Origin of the sequence: Thiomicrorhabdus sp. (assembly GCF_963662555.1) — a bacterium.
GTDB lineage: Bacteria > Pseudomonadota > Gammaproteobacteria > Thiomicrospirales > Thiomicrospiraceae > Thiomicrorhabdus.
The window spans coordinates 834,443-847,397 of record NZ_OY759719.1; the positions used below are offsets into that span (position 1 = coordinate 834,443).

Annotated in this window: 22 protein-coding genes; all 22 read left to right on the top strand. The window is 40.3% G+C overall.

The annotated features are described in order from the left end of the window. Positions 1–66 precede the first annotated feature (66 nt). The 22 genes from rpsL (at position 67) to rplR (ending at position 12,947) form a co-directional block, all read left to right on the top strand. Positions 67–441 carry a 30S ribosomal protein S12 gene (rpsL, locus tag ACORJQ_RS03475; protein WP_040726436.1) on the top strand — a complete coding sequence of 125 codons (375 nt, stop codon included), beginning with the start codon at positions 67–69 and terminating at the stop codon, positions 439–441. A gap of 64 nt (positions 442–505) precedes the next feature. Continuing rightward, positions 506–979: a 30S ribosomal protein S7 gene (gene rpsG, locus ACORJQ_RS03480; RefSeq protein ID WP_321326048.1), complete on the top strand. Its 474-nt coding sequence runs from the start codon at positions 506–508 to the stop codon at positions 977–979. A 60-nt stretch (positions 980–1,039) separates the two neighbouring features. Next, positions 1,040–3,142 (top strand): elongation factor G, encoded by a 2,103-nt coding sequence (gene fusA, locus ACORJQ_RS03485; RefSeq protein WP_321326049.1) that lies wholly within the window; start codon positions 1,040–1,042, stop codon positions 3,140–3,142. Positions 3,143–3,206: 64 nt separating this feature from the next. Then, positions 3,207–4,397 (top strand): elongation factor Tu, encoded by a 1,191-nt coding sequence (gene tuf / locus ACORJQ_RS03490; RefSeq protein ID WP_321326031.1) that lies wholly within the window; start codon positions 3,207–3,209, stop codon positions 4,395–4,397. 531 nt (positions 4,398–4,928) lie between these two features. Continuing rightward, positions 4,929–5,240, top strand: coding sequence for a 30S ribosomal protein S10 (gene rpsJ / locus ACORJQ_RS03495; protein WP_029406733.1), 312 nt, complete (start codon positions 4,929–4,931; stop codon positions 5,238–5,240). A gap of 61 nt (positions 5,241–5,301) precedes the next feature. After that, on the top strand, positions 5,302–5,937 hold the full coding sequence (gene rplC / locus ACORJQ_RS03500; RefSeq protein WP_321326055.1) for a 50S ribosomal protein L3: 636 nt from the start codon (positions 5,302–5,304) through the stop codon (positions 5,935–5,937). A gap of 25 nt (positions 5,938–5,962) precedes the next feature. Next, complete coding sequence (gene rplD, locus ACORJQ_RS03505; protein WP_420719577.1) at positions 5,963–6,568, top strand: 50S ribosomal protein L4; 606 nt, start codon at positions 5,963–5,965, stop codon at positions 6,566–6,568. Beyond that, the gene (gene rplW, locus ACORJQ_RS03510) at positions 6,565–6,861 is read left to right on the top strand and encodes a 50S ribosomal protein L23 (RefSeq protein WP_321326058.1); all 297 of its coding nucleotides are present in this window, start codon (positions 6,565–6,567) and stop codon (positions 6,859–6,861) included. The genes rplD and rplW overlap by 4 nt, the downstream gene beginning before the upstream one ends. An 11-nt stretch (positions 6,862–6,872) precedes the next feature. Continuing rightward, on the top strand, positions 6,873–7,703 hold the full coding sequence (rplB, locus tag ACORJQ_RS03515; protein ID WP_321326060.1) for a 50S ribosomal protein L2: 831 nt from the start codon (positions 6,873–6,875) through the stop codon (positions 7,701–7,703). Between the two features lie 12 nt (positions 7,704–7,715). Further along, positions 7,716–7,991, top strand: a complete 276-nt coding sequence (gene rpsS / locus ACORJQ_RS03520; RefSeq protein ID WP_029406738.1) for a 30S ribosomal protein S19 — start codon at positions 7,716–7,718, stop codon at positions 7,989–7,991. A 12-nt stretch (positions 7,992–8,003) separates the two neighbouring features. After that, positions 8,004–8,336 carry a 50S ribosomal protein L22 gene (rplV, locus tag ACORJQ_RS03525; RefSeq protein WP_321326062.1) on the top strand — a complete coding sequence of 111 codons (333 nt, stop codon included), beginning with the start codon at positions 8,004–8,006 and terminating at the stop codon, positions 8,334–8,336. An 11-nt stretch (positions 8,337–8,347) separates the two neighbouring features. After that, complete coding sequence (gene rpsC / locus ACORJQ_RS03530; RefSeq protein ID WP_321326064.1) at positions 8,348–9,028, top strand: 30S ribosomal protein S3; 681 nt, start codon at positions 8,348–8,350, stop codon at positions 9,026–9,028. Positions 9,029–9,042: 14 nt separating this feature from the next. Next, positions 9,043–9,456 carry a 50S ribosomal protein L16 gene (gene rplP, locus ACORJQ_RS03535; protein ID WP_321326065.1) on the top strand — a complete coding sequence of 138 codons (414 nt, stop codon included), beginning with the start codon at positions 9,043–9,045 and terminating at the stop codon, positions 9,454–9,456. Beyond that, complete coding sequence (rpmC, locus tag ACORJQ_RS03540) at positions 9,457–9,648, top strand: 50S ribosomal protein L29 (RefSeq protein WP_321326066.1); 192 nt, start codon at positions 9,457–9,459, stop codon at positions 9,646–9,648. 2 nt (positions 9,649–9,650) lie between these two features. Then, positions 9,651–9,914 carry a 30S ribosomal protein S17 gene (gene rpsQ / locus ACORJQ_RS03545; protein ID WP_321326067.1) on the top strand — a complete coding sequence of 88 codons (264 nt, stop codon included), beginning with the start codon at positions 9,651–9,653 and terminating at the stop codon, positions 9,912–9,914. Positions 9,915–10,064: 150 nt separating this feature from the next. Then, a complete protein-coding gene (gene rplN / locus ACORJQ_RS03550) occupies positions 10,065–10,433 on the top strand; it encodes a 50S ribosomal protein L14 (protein WP_040726393.1) in 369 nt (122 codons plus the stop codon). A gap of 10 nt (positions 10,434–10,443) precedes the next feature. Then, the gene (rplX, locus tag ACORJQ_RS03555) at positions 10,444–10,758 is read left to right on the top strand and encodes a 50S ribosomal protein L24 (protein ID WP_321326070.1); all 315 of its coding nucleotides are present in this window, start codon (positions 10,444–10,446) and stop codon (positions 10,756–10,758) included. A 14-nt stretch (positions 10,759–10,772) separates the two neighbouring features. Continuing rightward, positions 10,773–11,312 (top strand): 50S ribosomal protein L5, encoded by a 540-nt coding sequence (rplE, locus tag ACORJQ_RS03560; RefSeq protein ID WP_321326072.1) that lies wholly within the window; start codon positions 10,773–10,775, stop codon positions 11,310–11,312. 11 nt (positions 11,313–11,323) lie between these two features. Next, positions 11,324–11,629: a 30S ribosomal protein S14 gene (rpsN, locus tag ACORJQ_RS03565; RefSeq protein ID WP_321326074.1), complete on the top strand. Its 306-nt coding sequence runs from the start codon at positions 11,324–11,326 to the stop codon at positions 11,627–11,629. A 12-nt stretch (positions 11,630–11,641) separates the two neighbouring features. Then, positions 11,642–12,037 carry a 30S ribosomal protein S8 gene (rpsH, locus tag ACORJQ_RS03570; RefSeq protein ID WP_321326075.1) on the top strand — a complete coding sequence of 132 codons (396 nt, stop codon included), beginning with the start codon at positions 11,642–11,644 and terminating at the stop codon, positions 12,035–12,037. Positions 12,038–12,047: 10 nt separating this feature from the next. Beyond that, positions 12,048–12,581 carry a 50S ribosomal protein L6 gene (gene rplF, locus ACORJQ_RS03575; RefSeq protein ID WP_321326076.1) on the top strand — a complete coding sequence of 178 codons (534 nt, stop codon included), beginning with the start codon at positions 12,048–12,050 and terminating at the stop codon, positions 12,579–12,581. 12 nt (positions 12,582–12,593) lie between these two features. Beyond that, complete coding sequence (gene rplR / locus ACORJQ_RS03580) at positions 12,594–12,947, top strand: 50S ribosomal protein L18 (protein WP_321326078.1); 354 nt, start codon at positions 12,594–12,596, stop codon at positions 12,945–12,947. Positions 12,948–12,955 lie beyond the last annotated feature (8 nt).

Genomic DNA, 12,955 nt, shown 5'->3' on the forward strand with positions numbered 1-12,955 from the left:
CTGGTAATGTACCAGGCCTGCACTTTCGTATATGTAAGAGTTAATCTCAAATTTGGAGAAAATTTAATGGCGACTATTAACCAGTTGGTGCGTAAGCCGCGTAAAGATAAGCGTAAAGTTTCTAACGTTGCAGCGTTGCAGGCATGTCCTCAACGTCGTGGTGTTTGTACGCGTGTTTATACAACAACCCCTAAGAAGCCTAACTCTGCTCTGCGTAAAGTTGCGCGTGTACGTTTAACGAATGGTTATGAAGTAGCCTCTTATATTGGTGGTGAAGGTCATAACCTTCAAGAGCACTCGGTTATCCTTATCCGTGGTGGTCGTGTAAAAGATTTACCTGGTGTGCGATATCACACAGTTCGTGGTGCATTAGATTGTGCTGGCGTTTCTGATCGTAAACAAGGTCGTTCTAAGTACGGTGCAAAACGTCCTAAAGGTTAGTAATTAACTTTTAAACATACGTTTTGCAACAATTTGTGTTCAATTTATACCGGAAGAGTTAAGAATGGCAAGAAGAAGAGAAATACCAAAGCGTCAGGTTCTACCTGATCCTAAGTTTGGTGATACAACGTTAACAAAATTCGTTAACATGATTATGGTTAGCGGTAAAAAAGCCGTTGCTGAAAAAATCGTTTATGATGCTTTAGATGTTTTAGTCGAGCGTAAAAAAGGTGGCGATCACGCTGCTTTATTAAGAGAAGCATTAGATAACATCGGTCCGATGGTTGAGGTTAAATCTCGCCGTGTAGGTGGTGCGACTTATCAGGTTCCTGTTGAAGTACGTCCAGACCGTAAAACTGCGTTAGCTATGCGTTGGCTTGTAGAAGCTTCACGTAAGCGTAGTGAAAAAGGTATGATGCTAAGATTAGCTGGTGAGTTAGGTGACGCACTAGAGAATCGTGGTTCTGCTATCAAGAAAAAAGAAGATACCCATAGAATGGCTGAGGCTAACAAAGCCTTTTCACATTTCCGTTGGTAATCTGAAGAGGGCCCTAATTAGGGCCTTTGTTATTTATGTTTTAACGAAAAGGTTAATAAAGTGGCACGTACAACCCCTTTAGATAGATATCGTAATATCGGTATCATGGCCCACATTGATGCGGGTAAAACAACAACAACAGAACGTATTCTGTACTATACCGGTGTATCTCACAAAATTGGTGAGGTTCATGACGGTGGTGCGACTATGGACTGGATGGAACAAGAACAAGAACGTGGTATTACCATCACTTCTGCAGCGACTACTTGTCACTGGAGTGGTATGGCTAAGCAATACCCACAGCACCGTATCAATATCATTGATACTCCGGGGCACGTTGACTTCACAATCGAAGTTGAACGTTCTCTACGTGTATTAGATGGTGCAGTAACTTGTTTCTGCTCTGTATCAGGTGTTGAGCCACAGTCTGAGACTGTATGGCGTCAGGCTGATAAATATGGTGTACCTCGTATGGGCTTCGTCAATAAGATGGACCGTGCAGGTGCAAACTTCCTAAACGTTAACCAAATGGTTATTGATCGTTTAGGTGCTACACCAGTTCCTATGCAGTTACCAATTGGTGCTGAAGAAACTTTTCGCGGTGTTGTTGACCTAGTTAAAATGAAAGCAATCTATTGGGCCGAAGAAAACATGGGTATGGAATATACTTATGAAGAAATTCCTGAAGATATGGCTGATCTTGCGGCAGAATGGCGTGAGAAAATGGTTGAAACTGCTGCTGAAGCTTCTGAAGAACTTATGGATAAGTATCTTGATGAAGGTGATCTTTCTGAAGAAGACATTAAAGCTGGTATTCGTCAACGTTGTATTGATGTTGAGATTGTTCCAATGTTTTGTGGTTCTGCCTTTAAGAACAAAGGTGTTCAGACGTTACTTGATGCAGTAATTGATTACATGCCTGCTCCAATGGATGTTCCTGCGATTCAAGGTGAACTTGAAGATGGTACTACTGCTGAGCGTCATTCAACAGATGATGAACCTTTTGCTTCATTAGCGTTCAAAATCATGACTGACCCATATGTTGGTACTTTAACATTCTTCCGTGTTTATTCTGGTGTGTTGGCCGCTGGTAGCCCTGTATATAACTCAGTAAAAGCTAAGCGTGAGCGTGTTGGTCGTATCTTGCAGATGCATTCAAACTCTCGTGAAGAGATTAAAGAAGTACGTGCTGGTGATATCGCCTGTGCAGTAGGTCTTAAAGATACAACAACGGGTGATACATTATGCGATCCTGATAACCGTATTATTCTTGAGCGTATGGAATTCCCTGAGCCAGTTATCTCGATTGCGATTGAGCCTAAAACTAAGGCTGACCAAGAGAAGATGGGTATTGCTCTACAGAAGCTTGCTGCTGAAGATCCTTCATTCCGCGTACACTCTGATGAAGAAACGAATCAAACAATTATCTCTGGTATGGGTGAGCTTCACCTAGATATCATTGTTGACCGTATGAAACGTGAGTTCAGTGTTGAAGCTAACGTTGGTGCACCACAAGTATCTTACCGTGAAACAATTAAAACTGCGGTTGAAGCTGATGGTAAATTTGTACGTCAGTCTGGTGGTCGTGGTCAGTATGGTCACGTTGTATTCAAAATCTACCCACGTGAAGCGGGATCTGGATTTGAGTTTGTTAACTCTATCGTTGGTGGTGCTGTACCTCGTGAATACATTGGTGCAGTTGAAAAAGGTGCTAAAGCACAGCTTGAAAGCGGTGTAATCGCTGGCTTCCCAATGGTTGATGTAGGGGTTGAGCTTATCGATGGTTCATACCATGATGTTGACTCAAACGAAATGGCATTCTCTGTAGCAGCTGGTATGGGTATTAAGAATGGTACCCAGCAAGCTAACCCAGTTATTCTTGAGCCTATTATGGCTGTTGAAGTTACTACTCCAGAAGAGTACATGGGTGATATCATTGGTGACCTTAACCGTCGTCGTGGTATGGTTTCAAGCATGGATGATATTCCAACCGGTAAGTCAATCAAAGCTGAAGTTCCACTTTCAGAGATGTTTGGATATTCAAACTCAATGCGTTCATTAACTCAGGGGCGTGCTAACTACAGCATGGTGTTTGAGAAATATAATGATGCACCACGTAATATCCAAGAAGAAATCATTGCAAGTGCTAAAAAAGGCTCTTAATCTTTTTATATAAATTTATGGCTCGCTTTAATAGTGAGCCTTTGCTTAATATAGGTATTTTAAAATGGCAAAAGAAAAATTCGAACGCGCGAAATTGCATGTAAACGTTGGTACGATCGGTCACGTTGACCATGGTAAGACAACTCTTACAGCAGCACTAACAATTGTACAAGGTAAGAAGTTTGGTGGGGATATCAAAGATTTCGCATCTATCGATAACGCACCAGAAGAAAGAGATCGTGGTATCACTATCTCAACTTCACACGTTGAATATGAATCAGATACACGTCACTACGCACACGTAGACTGCCCAGGTCACGCCGACTATGTTAAAAACATGATCACTGGTGCTGCACAGATGGACGGAGCAATCCTAGTATGTTCAGCAGCAGACGGACCAATGCCACAGACACGTGAGCACATCCTTCTATCACGTCAGGTAGGTGTACCATACATCGTAGTATTCCTAAACAAAGCTGACATGGTTGACGACGAAGAGCTAATGGAGCTAGTAGAAATGGAAGTTCGTGAACTTCTAGATATGTACGAATTCCCAGGTGACGATACTCCAGTAATCATCGGTTCAGCTACTTTAGCAATCGCTGGTGACGAATCAGAGATCGGTGCTCCTGCTATCGGACGTTTAGTAGACGCTCTAGATGCATACATCCCAGATCCTACTCGTGAAACAGACAAGCCATTCCTAATGCCTGTAGAAGACATCTTCTCAATCCAAGGTCGTGGAACAGTAGCAACTGGACGTGTAGAAACTGGTGTAGTAAAAGTTGGTGAAGAAATCGAAATCGTAGGTATTCGCCCAACTCAAACAACAACAGTTACTGGTGTAGAAATGTTCCGTAAGCTTCTAGACCAAGGTGAAGCTGGTGACAACGTAGGTATCCTATTACGTGGTACTAAGCGTGAAGACATCGAGCGTGGTCAAGTTCTAGCACACAAAGGTTCTGTTACTCCACATACTAAGTTTGAAGCAGAAGTATATGTACTAGGTAAAGATGAAGGTGGACGTCACACTCCATTCTTTAACGGATACCGTCCACAGTTCTACTTCCGTACAACGGATGTAACTGGTGCATGTGAATTACCAGCAGGAACAGAAATGGTAATGCCTGGTGATAACGTACAAATGACTGTAGAGTTAATCAACCCAATCGCGATGTCAGAAGGTTTACGTTTTGCCATCCGTGAAGGTGGACGTACAGTTGGTGCAGGTGTTGTTGCTAAAATTATTGACTAATTTTAGATAACAAACATTTGTTATAAAAAAGGGAGCTTAGGCTCCCTTTTTTTGTCCAAATTTTAAGGCGGATAGTTGGCCAAAGTAATAAGTGTATTTATATGGGTATAGTTGAAAGGTGAATTTATGAAAATAAATCATTAAGTGTTGAATGATTTATATGTTCTCAATTATCAAATCTAAAATACCAGGCCTGGTAAAACTGTATTTCAATCTCATGAATGCCTAATGCACAGGTATAACTACTAGAAATGATAGATGTGAAATGAGAAGGCTAAAAATAATTTATGTTTATAAAGTAAAGTTGAAAGTTTAAATATGTAGTTATAATTTTTTAAGAGTCTAGTTTGTTAATGCTTCAGGGTGCTAGCTGAGTTGAGATTGAGTGTTTTTTTACATAAAAAAGGTTTCTTTATTTGAATGTTATAAGGGCTTGTTTTTATTTAATTTACTTGCTATAATCCGCTCCCTTAGTTTGTACGCCGCTAAATAGGCGTGCTTTTCTATATTCTAAATAAAAGAGAATAAATTATGGCGACTCAAAATATTCGTATTCGCTTGAAAGCGTTTGATCACCGTTTGATTGATCAATCAGCTCGAGAAATTACGGAAACTGCAAAAAGAACTGGTGCGCAAGTACGCGGTCCAATTCCAATGCCAACTCGTAAAGAGCGTTTTACAATTTTGATCTCACCGCACGTAAACAAAGATGCTCGTGATCAGTACGAAATTCGTACTCATAAGCGTTTGTTAGACATCGTTGATCCTACTGAAAAAACAGTAGATGCATTAATGAAGTTAGACTTAGCGGCCGGTGTAGACGTTCAATTGGAACTACGTTAATTCGTAGATAGCTAGTCATCAATCGTAATGACAAGCAACACTATAATAATGAGGTAATGATATGAGTATTGGTATCATTGGTAAAAAAATCGGAATGACTCGTGTTTTTAATAACGAAGGTATTTCAACTCCTGTAACAGTTGTTGAAGTGTCACCTAATCGTATTACACAGATTAAAACATTAGAAACTGATGGTTATTCTGCGATTCAGGTTACTACTGGATCAGTGCATGCAGGTCGCGTAAGCAAGCCTGCTGCTGGGCATTTTGCGAAAGCAGGTGTTGAAGCTGGTAAGGGTCTTTGGGAATTCCGTGCTGAAGAAGCAGATATGGAAGGACTAGAGGTAGGTTCTGAGTTAACTGTAGAGCGTTTCAATGAAATTGCTGTGGTTGATGTAACTGGTACTACTAAAGGTAAAGGTTTCCAAGGTGGTATTAAACGTCATAACTTCAGTATGCAAGATGCTACTCACGGTAACTCGATCTCTCACCGTTCAAACGGTTCAATCGGGCAAAACCAAACTCCAGGTCGTGTTTTCAAAGGTAAGAAAATGTCTGGTCACATGGGTGATGTTCGTCAAACAACACAGAACTTAGATTTAGTGAAAGTTGATGCAGAGAATGGTCTGTTATTGATTAAGGGTGCAGTCCCTGGTGCTAAAAACAGTACTGTCATTGTTCGTAAAGCTGTTAAGTAAGGTGGGCATGATGGATTTAAAATTAATCGAATTAGCTTCAGGTAAAGAAAACGGTACAGTTGCTGTTTCTGATGCCTTATTTGGTGTGGACTTCAATGAAGCTCTAGTACACCAAGTAGTGACTGCATATATGAATGCAGGACGTCAAGGAACTAAGGGTCAAAAGAACCGCGCTGCTGTAAGTGGTGGTGGTGCTAAGCCTTGGAACCAAAAAGGAACTGGTCGTGCACGTGCTGGTACTATCCGTAGCCCTATCTGGGTTGGTGGTGGACGTGCGTTCCCTGGTCATAACCGTGATTTCTCTCAAAAAGTAAACAAAAAAATGTACCGTGGTGCTATGCGTTCAATCGTAGCTGAGCTTGCTCGTACTGGTCGTTTAATTGTTGTTGATGATTTCAAGGTTGAAGCACCAAAGACTAAAGAATTTAATGCAAAACTAGCACAGTTAAATATTACTGATGCATTAGTTATCACTGAAGGTTTTGATGAGTACTTGTATTTGTCAGCTCGTAACCTTTATGGTGCGGATGTGTGTGATGTTGCGTCAATTGACCCTGTAAGCCTAATTGGTTTTCAGAATGTTGTAATGACTCAAGGTGCGGTTAAGCAGCTAGAGGAGCAATTAGCATGAAACAAGAAAGAATTCTAAAAGTATTGCTAGCACCACATGTTTCTGAAAAATCAGCAATCATGGCTGATGCAGCTAGTCAGTACGTATTCAAAGTAGAGCCGACAGCTACTAAAACTGAAGTAAAGGCAGCAGTTGAGTCTTTATTTGATGTAAAAGTGCAGTCTGTAAATATGATTAACCTTAAAGGTAAGCGAAAAGTCTTCAAAGGTCGTCAAGGACAGCGTAATGGTGTGCGTAAAGCAATCGTTCGTTTAGCTCCTGGTCAAGACATTGACTTCGCTTCAGCTGAATAAGGAGTTCACGCATGGCAATTATTAAAAAATCTAAACCGACTTCTCCAGGTCGTCGATTTGTTGTAAGTGTTGTTGAGCCAAGTTTACATAAAGGTAAACCTCATTCAGCGTTACTTGAAAAGAAATCAAAATCAGGTGGTCGTAACAACAACGGTCGTATTACTGTTCGTCACCACGGTGGTGGTCACAAGCAGCATTACCGTATGGTTGACTTCAAGCGTAGTAAAGCAGGAGTTCCTGCAACTGTTGAACGTCTTGAATATGATCCTAACCGTTCAGCTCATATTGCATTACTAAAGTATGCTGATGGTGAGCGTTCTTATATCATTGCTCCTAAGAACTTAGCAGCAGGTGATTTAGTTGAAACTGGTGATCATGTAGCAATTAAAACAGGAAACTGTTTACCGCTTCGCAATATCCCAGTAGGTACTATCGTTCACAACTTAGAGATGCGTCCAGGTAAAGGTGCTCAAATTGCACGTTCTGCTGGTGCTTCAGCTTCTATTGTTGGTAGAGATGGTCTTTACGTTCTAGTTCGTTTACGTTCTGGTGAAATGCGTAAGATCCTTGCTGAATGTAAAGCAACTATTGGTGAAGTTGGAAACTCTGAACATAGCTTACGTAAGCTAGGTAAGGCAGGTGCTAAGCGTTGGCGCGGTGTTCGTCCTACTGTTCGAGGTGTTGCGATGAACCCTGTTGATCACCCACACGGTGGTGGTGAAGGTCGTACTTCTGGTGGACGTAACCCAGTTACTCCATGGGGTGTACCGACTAAAGGTAAGAAGACTCGTAGCAATAAACGTACTGATGGAATGATCGTACGTCGTAGAAACAAAAAATAAGGAAGGACACTGATGCCACGTTCAGTTAAAAAAGGACCTTTTGTTGATAATCACTTATATAAAAAAGTGGTAGAGGCACAAGAATCTGGTAATAAACGTCCAATTAAGACATGGTCTCGTAGATCAATGATCTTACCTGATATGATCGGTTTAACAATTGCCGTTCATAATGGTAAAGAGCACATTCCAGTTTTCGTATCAGAAAACATGGTTGGTCACAAATTGGGTGAATTTTCAATGACTCGTTATTATCGCGGCCATGCTGCGGATAAGAAAGCTAAGCGCTAGTAGGGGATTATTATGCAAGTAAGTGCAACACATAAATTTGCTCGTATCTCTCCACAGAAAGCTCGCCTTGTAGCAGACTTAATCCGTGGTAAAGATGTGGAAACAGCAGTTAATATTTTAGCATTCAGCGACAAAAAAGCCGCTGATCTAATCAAAGGGGTTTTAAACTCTGCGATTGCAAATGCTGAAAATAATGAAGGTGCTGATATCGATGAATTAAAAGTTACTGCAGCATATGTAAATGCTGGGCCTATCATGAAGCGCATGCGTGCTCGTGCAAAAGGTCGTGGTAACCGTATATTAAAACGTATCAGTCACATCACTGTCACTGTTGGCGATAAATAAGGAGAATCAGAATGGGTCAAAAAGTTCATCCTATTGGGATTCGTCTTGGGATCACAAAAGATTGGAATTCTCGTTGGTACGCGGATAGCAAAAACTATTCTGATAACTTAATCAGTGATGTTGAGATTCGTAACGAGTTAAATGCAAAATTAAAACATGCTTCTATCAGTAAAATTAACATTGAACGTGTAGCAAATGGAGTTCGTGTAACTATCCATACTGCTCGTCCTGGTGTTGTTATTGGTAAGAAGGGTGAAGATATTGAAAAGCTAAAAGCTGCGCTTTCAGCTAAAACTGGTTTGCCAGTAAGTATCAATATTGAAGAAATCAAAAAACCTGAACTAGATGCTAAATTAGTTGCTGAGTCTATTGCTCAACAATTAGAGAAGCGTATCCAGTTCCGTCGTGCCATGAAGCGTGCTGTAGGTAATGCAATGCGTATTGGTGCTGAAGGTATTAAGGTTACGGTTTCAGGTCGTTTAAACGGTGCTGATATTGCACGTGCTGAATGGTATAGAGAAGGGCGTGTACCTTTACATACTTTCCGTGCTGATATCGACTATGCAACTTTCGAAGCAGACACAACTTACGGCAAAATTGGCGTAAAAGTATGGATCTTCAAAGGTGAGAAGCTAGGTAAGCTTGCATTAGATGACAATAATCAATCTAAGGGCAAAAAAGGCCGTAATTAAAAGGATTTCCAACTATGTTAATGCCTAAACGTACAAAATTTAGAAAAGTACACAAAGGACGTAACCGTGGTCTAGCACAGGTCGGTAACAAAGTTAGCTTTGGTGATTTTGGTCTTAAGGCTGTAGAAAGAGGCCGTATGACTTCACGTCAAATCGAAGCTGGTCGTCGTGTTATGACTCGTCACGTTAAGCGTGGAGCCAAAATTTGGATCCGCGTATTCCCTGATAAGCCAATCACAAACAAACCTCTTGAGGTTCGTATGGGTAAAGGTAAGGGTAGTGTTGAATATTGGGTAGCTCAGATTCAGCCGGGTCGTGTTTTATTCGAAATCCAGGGTGTAAATGAGCAATTAGCTCGCGAAGCGTTTGAGCTTGCAGCGGCTAAATTACCTTTTAAAACACAAGTTGTAACAAGAACGGTGATGTAAATGACTGCTAAAGAATTAAATGAAAAAACAGTTGAAGAGCTTAATGCTGAGTTGCTTGATCTTTTGAAAGAGCAATTTAACTTAAGAATGCAAAATGCAACTGGTCAGTTATCTAACACTGCGCAATTAAAAACGACTCGTCGTTCTATTGCTCGTGTTAAAACCATCATTCGTCAAAAAGTGAGTAAGTAAAGATGGCTGGTCAAGAAAATAAAGCACGTACTATGCAGGGTGTTGTTGTAAGTAATGGTATGCAAGATTCTATCGTTGTTTCAATTGCACGTTTCATCAAACATGCGAAATACAAAAAATTCGTTAAGAAATCAACTAAAGTAATGGCACATGATGCTGAAAATGCTTGTGGAGTTGGTGATACAGTTACTATTCAAGAAACTGCTCCTATCTCTAAAAACAAGTCATGGACTTTAGTTTCTATTGACGAAAAAGCAAAAATTTAAGTTTTATAGCATTTCCGAAAATTATCTGTTATAATTCTCGGAATCTACTTAGCCACTTTAAAGAATAAGCCTAATTTTAGATTAGGAACTGCTCTTTTTAGTGGTTTTTGTGCTGTAAGTAATTTTTAAGTTTATGGATGGAGTACCACCATGATTCAAATGCAAACTGTGCTTGATGTTGCTGATAACAGCGGAGCAAAGCGTGTCCAATGCATTAAAGTGTTAGGCGGATCAAAACGTCGTTACGCTGGTGTTGGTGACGTAATAAAAGTGAGTGTAAAAGAAGCTGCACCACGTGGAAAAGTGAAGAAAGGTGATGTATATAACGCCGTAGTTGTTCGTACAGCTAAGGGTGTAAGACGTCAAGATGGTTCTTTGATTAAGTTTGATGGCAATGCTGCTGTAATTCTTAACGCAAAACATGAGCCTATCGGAACACGTATCTTCGGTCCAGTAACTCGTGAGTTACGAAACGACAAGTTTATGAAAATCGTTTCTTTAGCTCCTGAAGTTCTATAAGGAAGACGTAATGAATCGTTTAAAAAAAGGTGATGAAGTTATCGTTATTACTGGTAAAGACAAGGGGAAACGTGGTTCTGTTTCTTCAGTTTTATCTAACGGTAAGGTTCTAGTAGATGGTATCAACCTTGTTAAGAAACACACTAAAGCAAATCCTATGACTGGTGCGCAAGGTGGAATTGTTTCTAAAGAGATGCCAATCGATGCCTCAAATGTGGCTTTAGTAAATCCTGAAACAAATAAAGCTGACAAAGTTGGTTTTAAAGTTGAAGGTGATGCAAAAATCCGTTTCTTTAAATCTAATGGTAAAGCGATTGACGCTTAATTAAGGGTATAAAGATGGCAAGATTACAAAAAATGTATAAAGAGCAGGTTGTTTCTAAATTAGTAGAACAATTTGGTTATCAGTCGCCAATGCAGGCACCTAAGTTGACTAAGATTACAATCAACATGGGTGTAGGTGAAGCGATTGCTGATAAAAAAGTTTTAGATAGTGCTGTTTCTGATATGGAAGCAATTGCAGGTCAGAAAGCAATTAAAACTTTAGCTCGTAAATCAGTAGCAAGCTTTAAGGTCCGTGATGGATACCCTTTAGGTTGTAAAGTGACTTTACGTGGTGAAAAGATGTATGAGTTCCTTGATCGTTTAATCAATATTGCGTTACCTCGTGTACGTGACTTCCGTGGTGTAAACCCGAAAGCATTTGATGGTCGTGGAAACTATAACTTAGGCCTTAAAGAGCAAATTATTTTCCCTGAAATCGAGTTTGAAAAAGTTGATAAAATCCGCGGGATGGATATTAACTTCGCAACTACTGCACAAACTAACGATGAAGCGAAAGCTCTTTTAGAAGCCTTTAACTTTCCGTTTAAGAAATAGAGGTTTTTCTAATGGCTAAGCAATCAATGATTATGCGCGAAGAAAAACGTGCAAAAACAGTTGCTAAATATGCAGAGAAACGTGCTGCATATAAAAAAGCATCTGTAGATATGTCTTTGAGTTTCGAAGAGCGTATGGATGCAATGGAAAAGCTAGCTGCTCTTCCTCGTAATGCATCGCCTGTTCGTCAGCGTAATCGCTGTCGTATTACAGGGCGCCCACACGGTGTTTATAGAAAATTTGGATTATCACGTAACATGCTAAGAGAATTAGCAATGGCAGGTGATGTTCCTGGATTAAGAAAAGCCAGTTGGTAAGGATAAATATCTATGAGTATGTCTGATCCAATTGCTGATATGTTAACACGCATTCGTAACGGCCAAATGGCTGGTCACTCGAATGTAGTAATGCCTTCTTCAAAAGTAAAAGCAGCAGTTGCTAAAGTTTTGTCTGATGAAGGTTTTATCTCTGCATACAGCATAAATGACAAAGATGGAAAAGCTGAATTATCAGTGGATCTTAAGTATTTTGATGGTAAACCTGTTATTGATATGATTAAACGTGTAAGCCGTCCAGGTCTTCGTGTTTATAAAAACAAAGATGAGTTACCTAAAGTAATTGGCGGTCTTGGTATCGCTGTAATTTCAACGTCAAAAGGTATTATGACTGACCGCGATGCTAGACAAGCTGGTATCGGTGGCGAAGTTGTTTGCTACGTAGCATAAGGAAATTATTATGTCTAGAATTGCAAAAGCTCCAGTGAACTTACCTGCAGGTGTAGAACTTTCAGTTGATGGCTCTACTGTCACTGTAAAAGGTTCTAAAGCATCTCTAACTAAAGTGTTTAACTCTTCAGTTGTTGTTAAGAATGATGCTGGCGTTGTAACTTGTGCTCCTATTGAAGGTGCACCAAACGGTTGGGCTCAAGCAGGTACTGCTCGTTCAATCATCAATAACATGGTTATTGGTGTAACTGACGGTTTTGAAAAGAAATTAGAATTAGTTGGTGTTGGTTACCGTGCTAAAGCTGAAGGTAAGGCATTAGATCTTACTTTAGGTTTTTCACACCCAGTTAAACACGTATTGCCTGAAGGTATTACTGTTGAAACTCCAACCCAAACTGAAATTGTTGTAAAAGGTGCAGATAAGCAAGTTGTTGGACAAGTTGCTGCTGAAATCCGCGCGTATCGTCCACCTGAGCCTTATAAAGGTAAGGGTGTTAAATACGCTGGTGAGCGCATTTTACGTAAAGAAGCTAAGAAGAAATAAGGCTGAGTCGATATGGATAAGAAAACAGCCCGTCTTCGTAGAGCTAAGAAAACTCGTGGAAAGATTCTGGAACTTAAAATGCCAAGACTTTGCGTACACCGCACAGCTCAGCATATTTATGCACAGTTAATTTCTGCAAGTGGTTCAGAAGTGATTGCTTCTAGCTCTACTGTACAAGCGGACGTTAAAAAAGAAATTAGTAACACTGGTAATAAAGACGCTGCTGCTGCAGTAGGTAAAGCGATTGCTGAAAAAGCAAAAGCTGCCGGAATTACAGCTGTTGCTTTTGACCGTTCTGGTTTTAAATATCACGGACGCATCCAACAATTAGCAGAATCAGCCCGTGAAAACGGTCTTGAATTTTAATAGAAGGA

Bases quoted from the DNA above. Each gene is read 5' to 3' on its own strand.
- rpsL (WP_040726436.1), top strand. From the start codon at position 67: ATGGCGACTATTAACCAGTTGGTGCGTAAGCCGCGTAAAGATAAGCGT.
- rpsG (WP_321326048.1), top strand. From the start codon at position 506: ATGGCAAGAAGAAGAGAAATACCAAAGCGTCAGGTTCTACCTGATCCT.
- tuf (WP_321326031.1), top strand. From the start codon at position 3,207: ATGGCAAAAGAAAAATTCGAACGCGCGAAATTGCATGTAAACGTTGGT.
- rpsJ (WP_029406733.1), top strand. From the start codon at position 4,929: ATGGCGACTCAAAATATTCGTATTCGCTTGAAAGCGTTTGATCACCGT.
- rplC (WP_321326055.1), top strand. From the start codon at position 5,302: ATGAGTATTGGTATCATTGGTAAAAAAATCGGAATGACTCGTGTTTTT.
- rplW (WP_321326058.1), top strand. From the start codon at position 6,565: ATGAAACAAGAAAGAATTCTAAAAGTATTGCTAGCACCACATGTTTCT.
- rplB (WP_321326060.1), top strand. From the start codon at position 6,873: ATGGCAATTATTAAAAAATCTAAACCGACTTCTCCAGGTCGTCGATTT.
- rpsS (WP_029406738.1), top strand. From the start codon at position 7,716: ATGCCACGTTCAGTTAAAAAAGGACCTTTTGTTGATAATCACTTATAT.
- rplV (WP_321326062.1), top strand. From the start codon at position 8,004: ATGCAAGTAAGTGCAACACATAAATTTGCTCGTATCTCTCCACAGAAA.
- rpsC (WP_321326064.1), top strand. From the start codon at position 8,348: ATGGGTCAAAAAGTTCATCCTATTGGGATTCGTCTTGGGATCACAAAA.
- rplP (WP_321326065.1), top strand. From the start codon at position 9,043: ATGTTAATGCCTAAACGTACAAAATTTAGAAAAGTACACAAAGGACGT.
- rpmC (WP_321326066.1), top strand. From the start codon at position 9,457: ATGACTGCTAAAGAATTAAATGAAAAAACAGTTGAAGAGCTTAATGCT.
- rpsQ (WP_321326067.1), top strand. From the start codon at position 9,651: ATGGCTGGTCAAGAAAATAAAGCACGTACTATGCAGGGTGTTGTTGTA.
- rplN (WP_040726393.1), top strand. From the start codon at position 10,065: ATGATTCAAATGCAAACTGTGCTTGATGTTGCTGATAACAGCGGAGCA.
- rplX (WP_321326070.1), top strand. From the start codon at position 10,444: ATGAATCGTTTAAAAAAAGGTGATGAAGTTATCGTTATTACTGGTAAA.
- rplE (WP_321326072.1), top strand. From the start codon at position 10,773: ATGGCAAGATTACAAAAAATGTATAAAGAGCAGGTTGTTTCTAAATTA.
- rpsN (WP_321326074.1), top strand. From the start codon at position 11,324: ATGGCTAAGCAATCAATGATTATGCGCGAAGAAAAACGTGCAAAAACA.
- rpsH (WP_321326075.1), top strand. From the start codon at position 11,642: ATGAGTATGTCTGATCCAATTGCTGATATGTTAACACGCATTCGTAAC.
- rplF (WP_321326076.1), top strand. From the start codon at position 12,048: ATGTCTAGAATTGCAAAAGCTCCAGTGAACTTACCTGCAGGTGTAGAA.
- rplR (WP_321326078.1), top strand. From the start codon at position 12,594: ATGGATAAGAAAACAGCCCGTCTTCGTAGAGCTAAGAAAACTCGTGGA.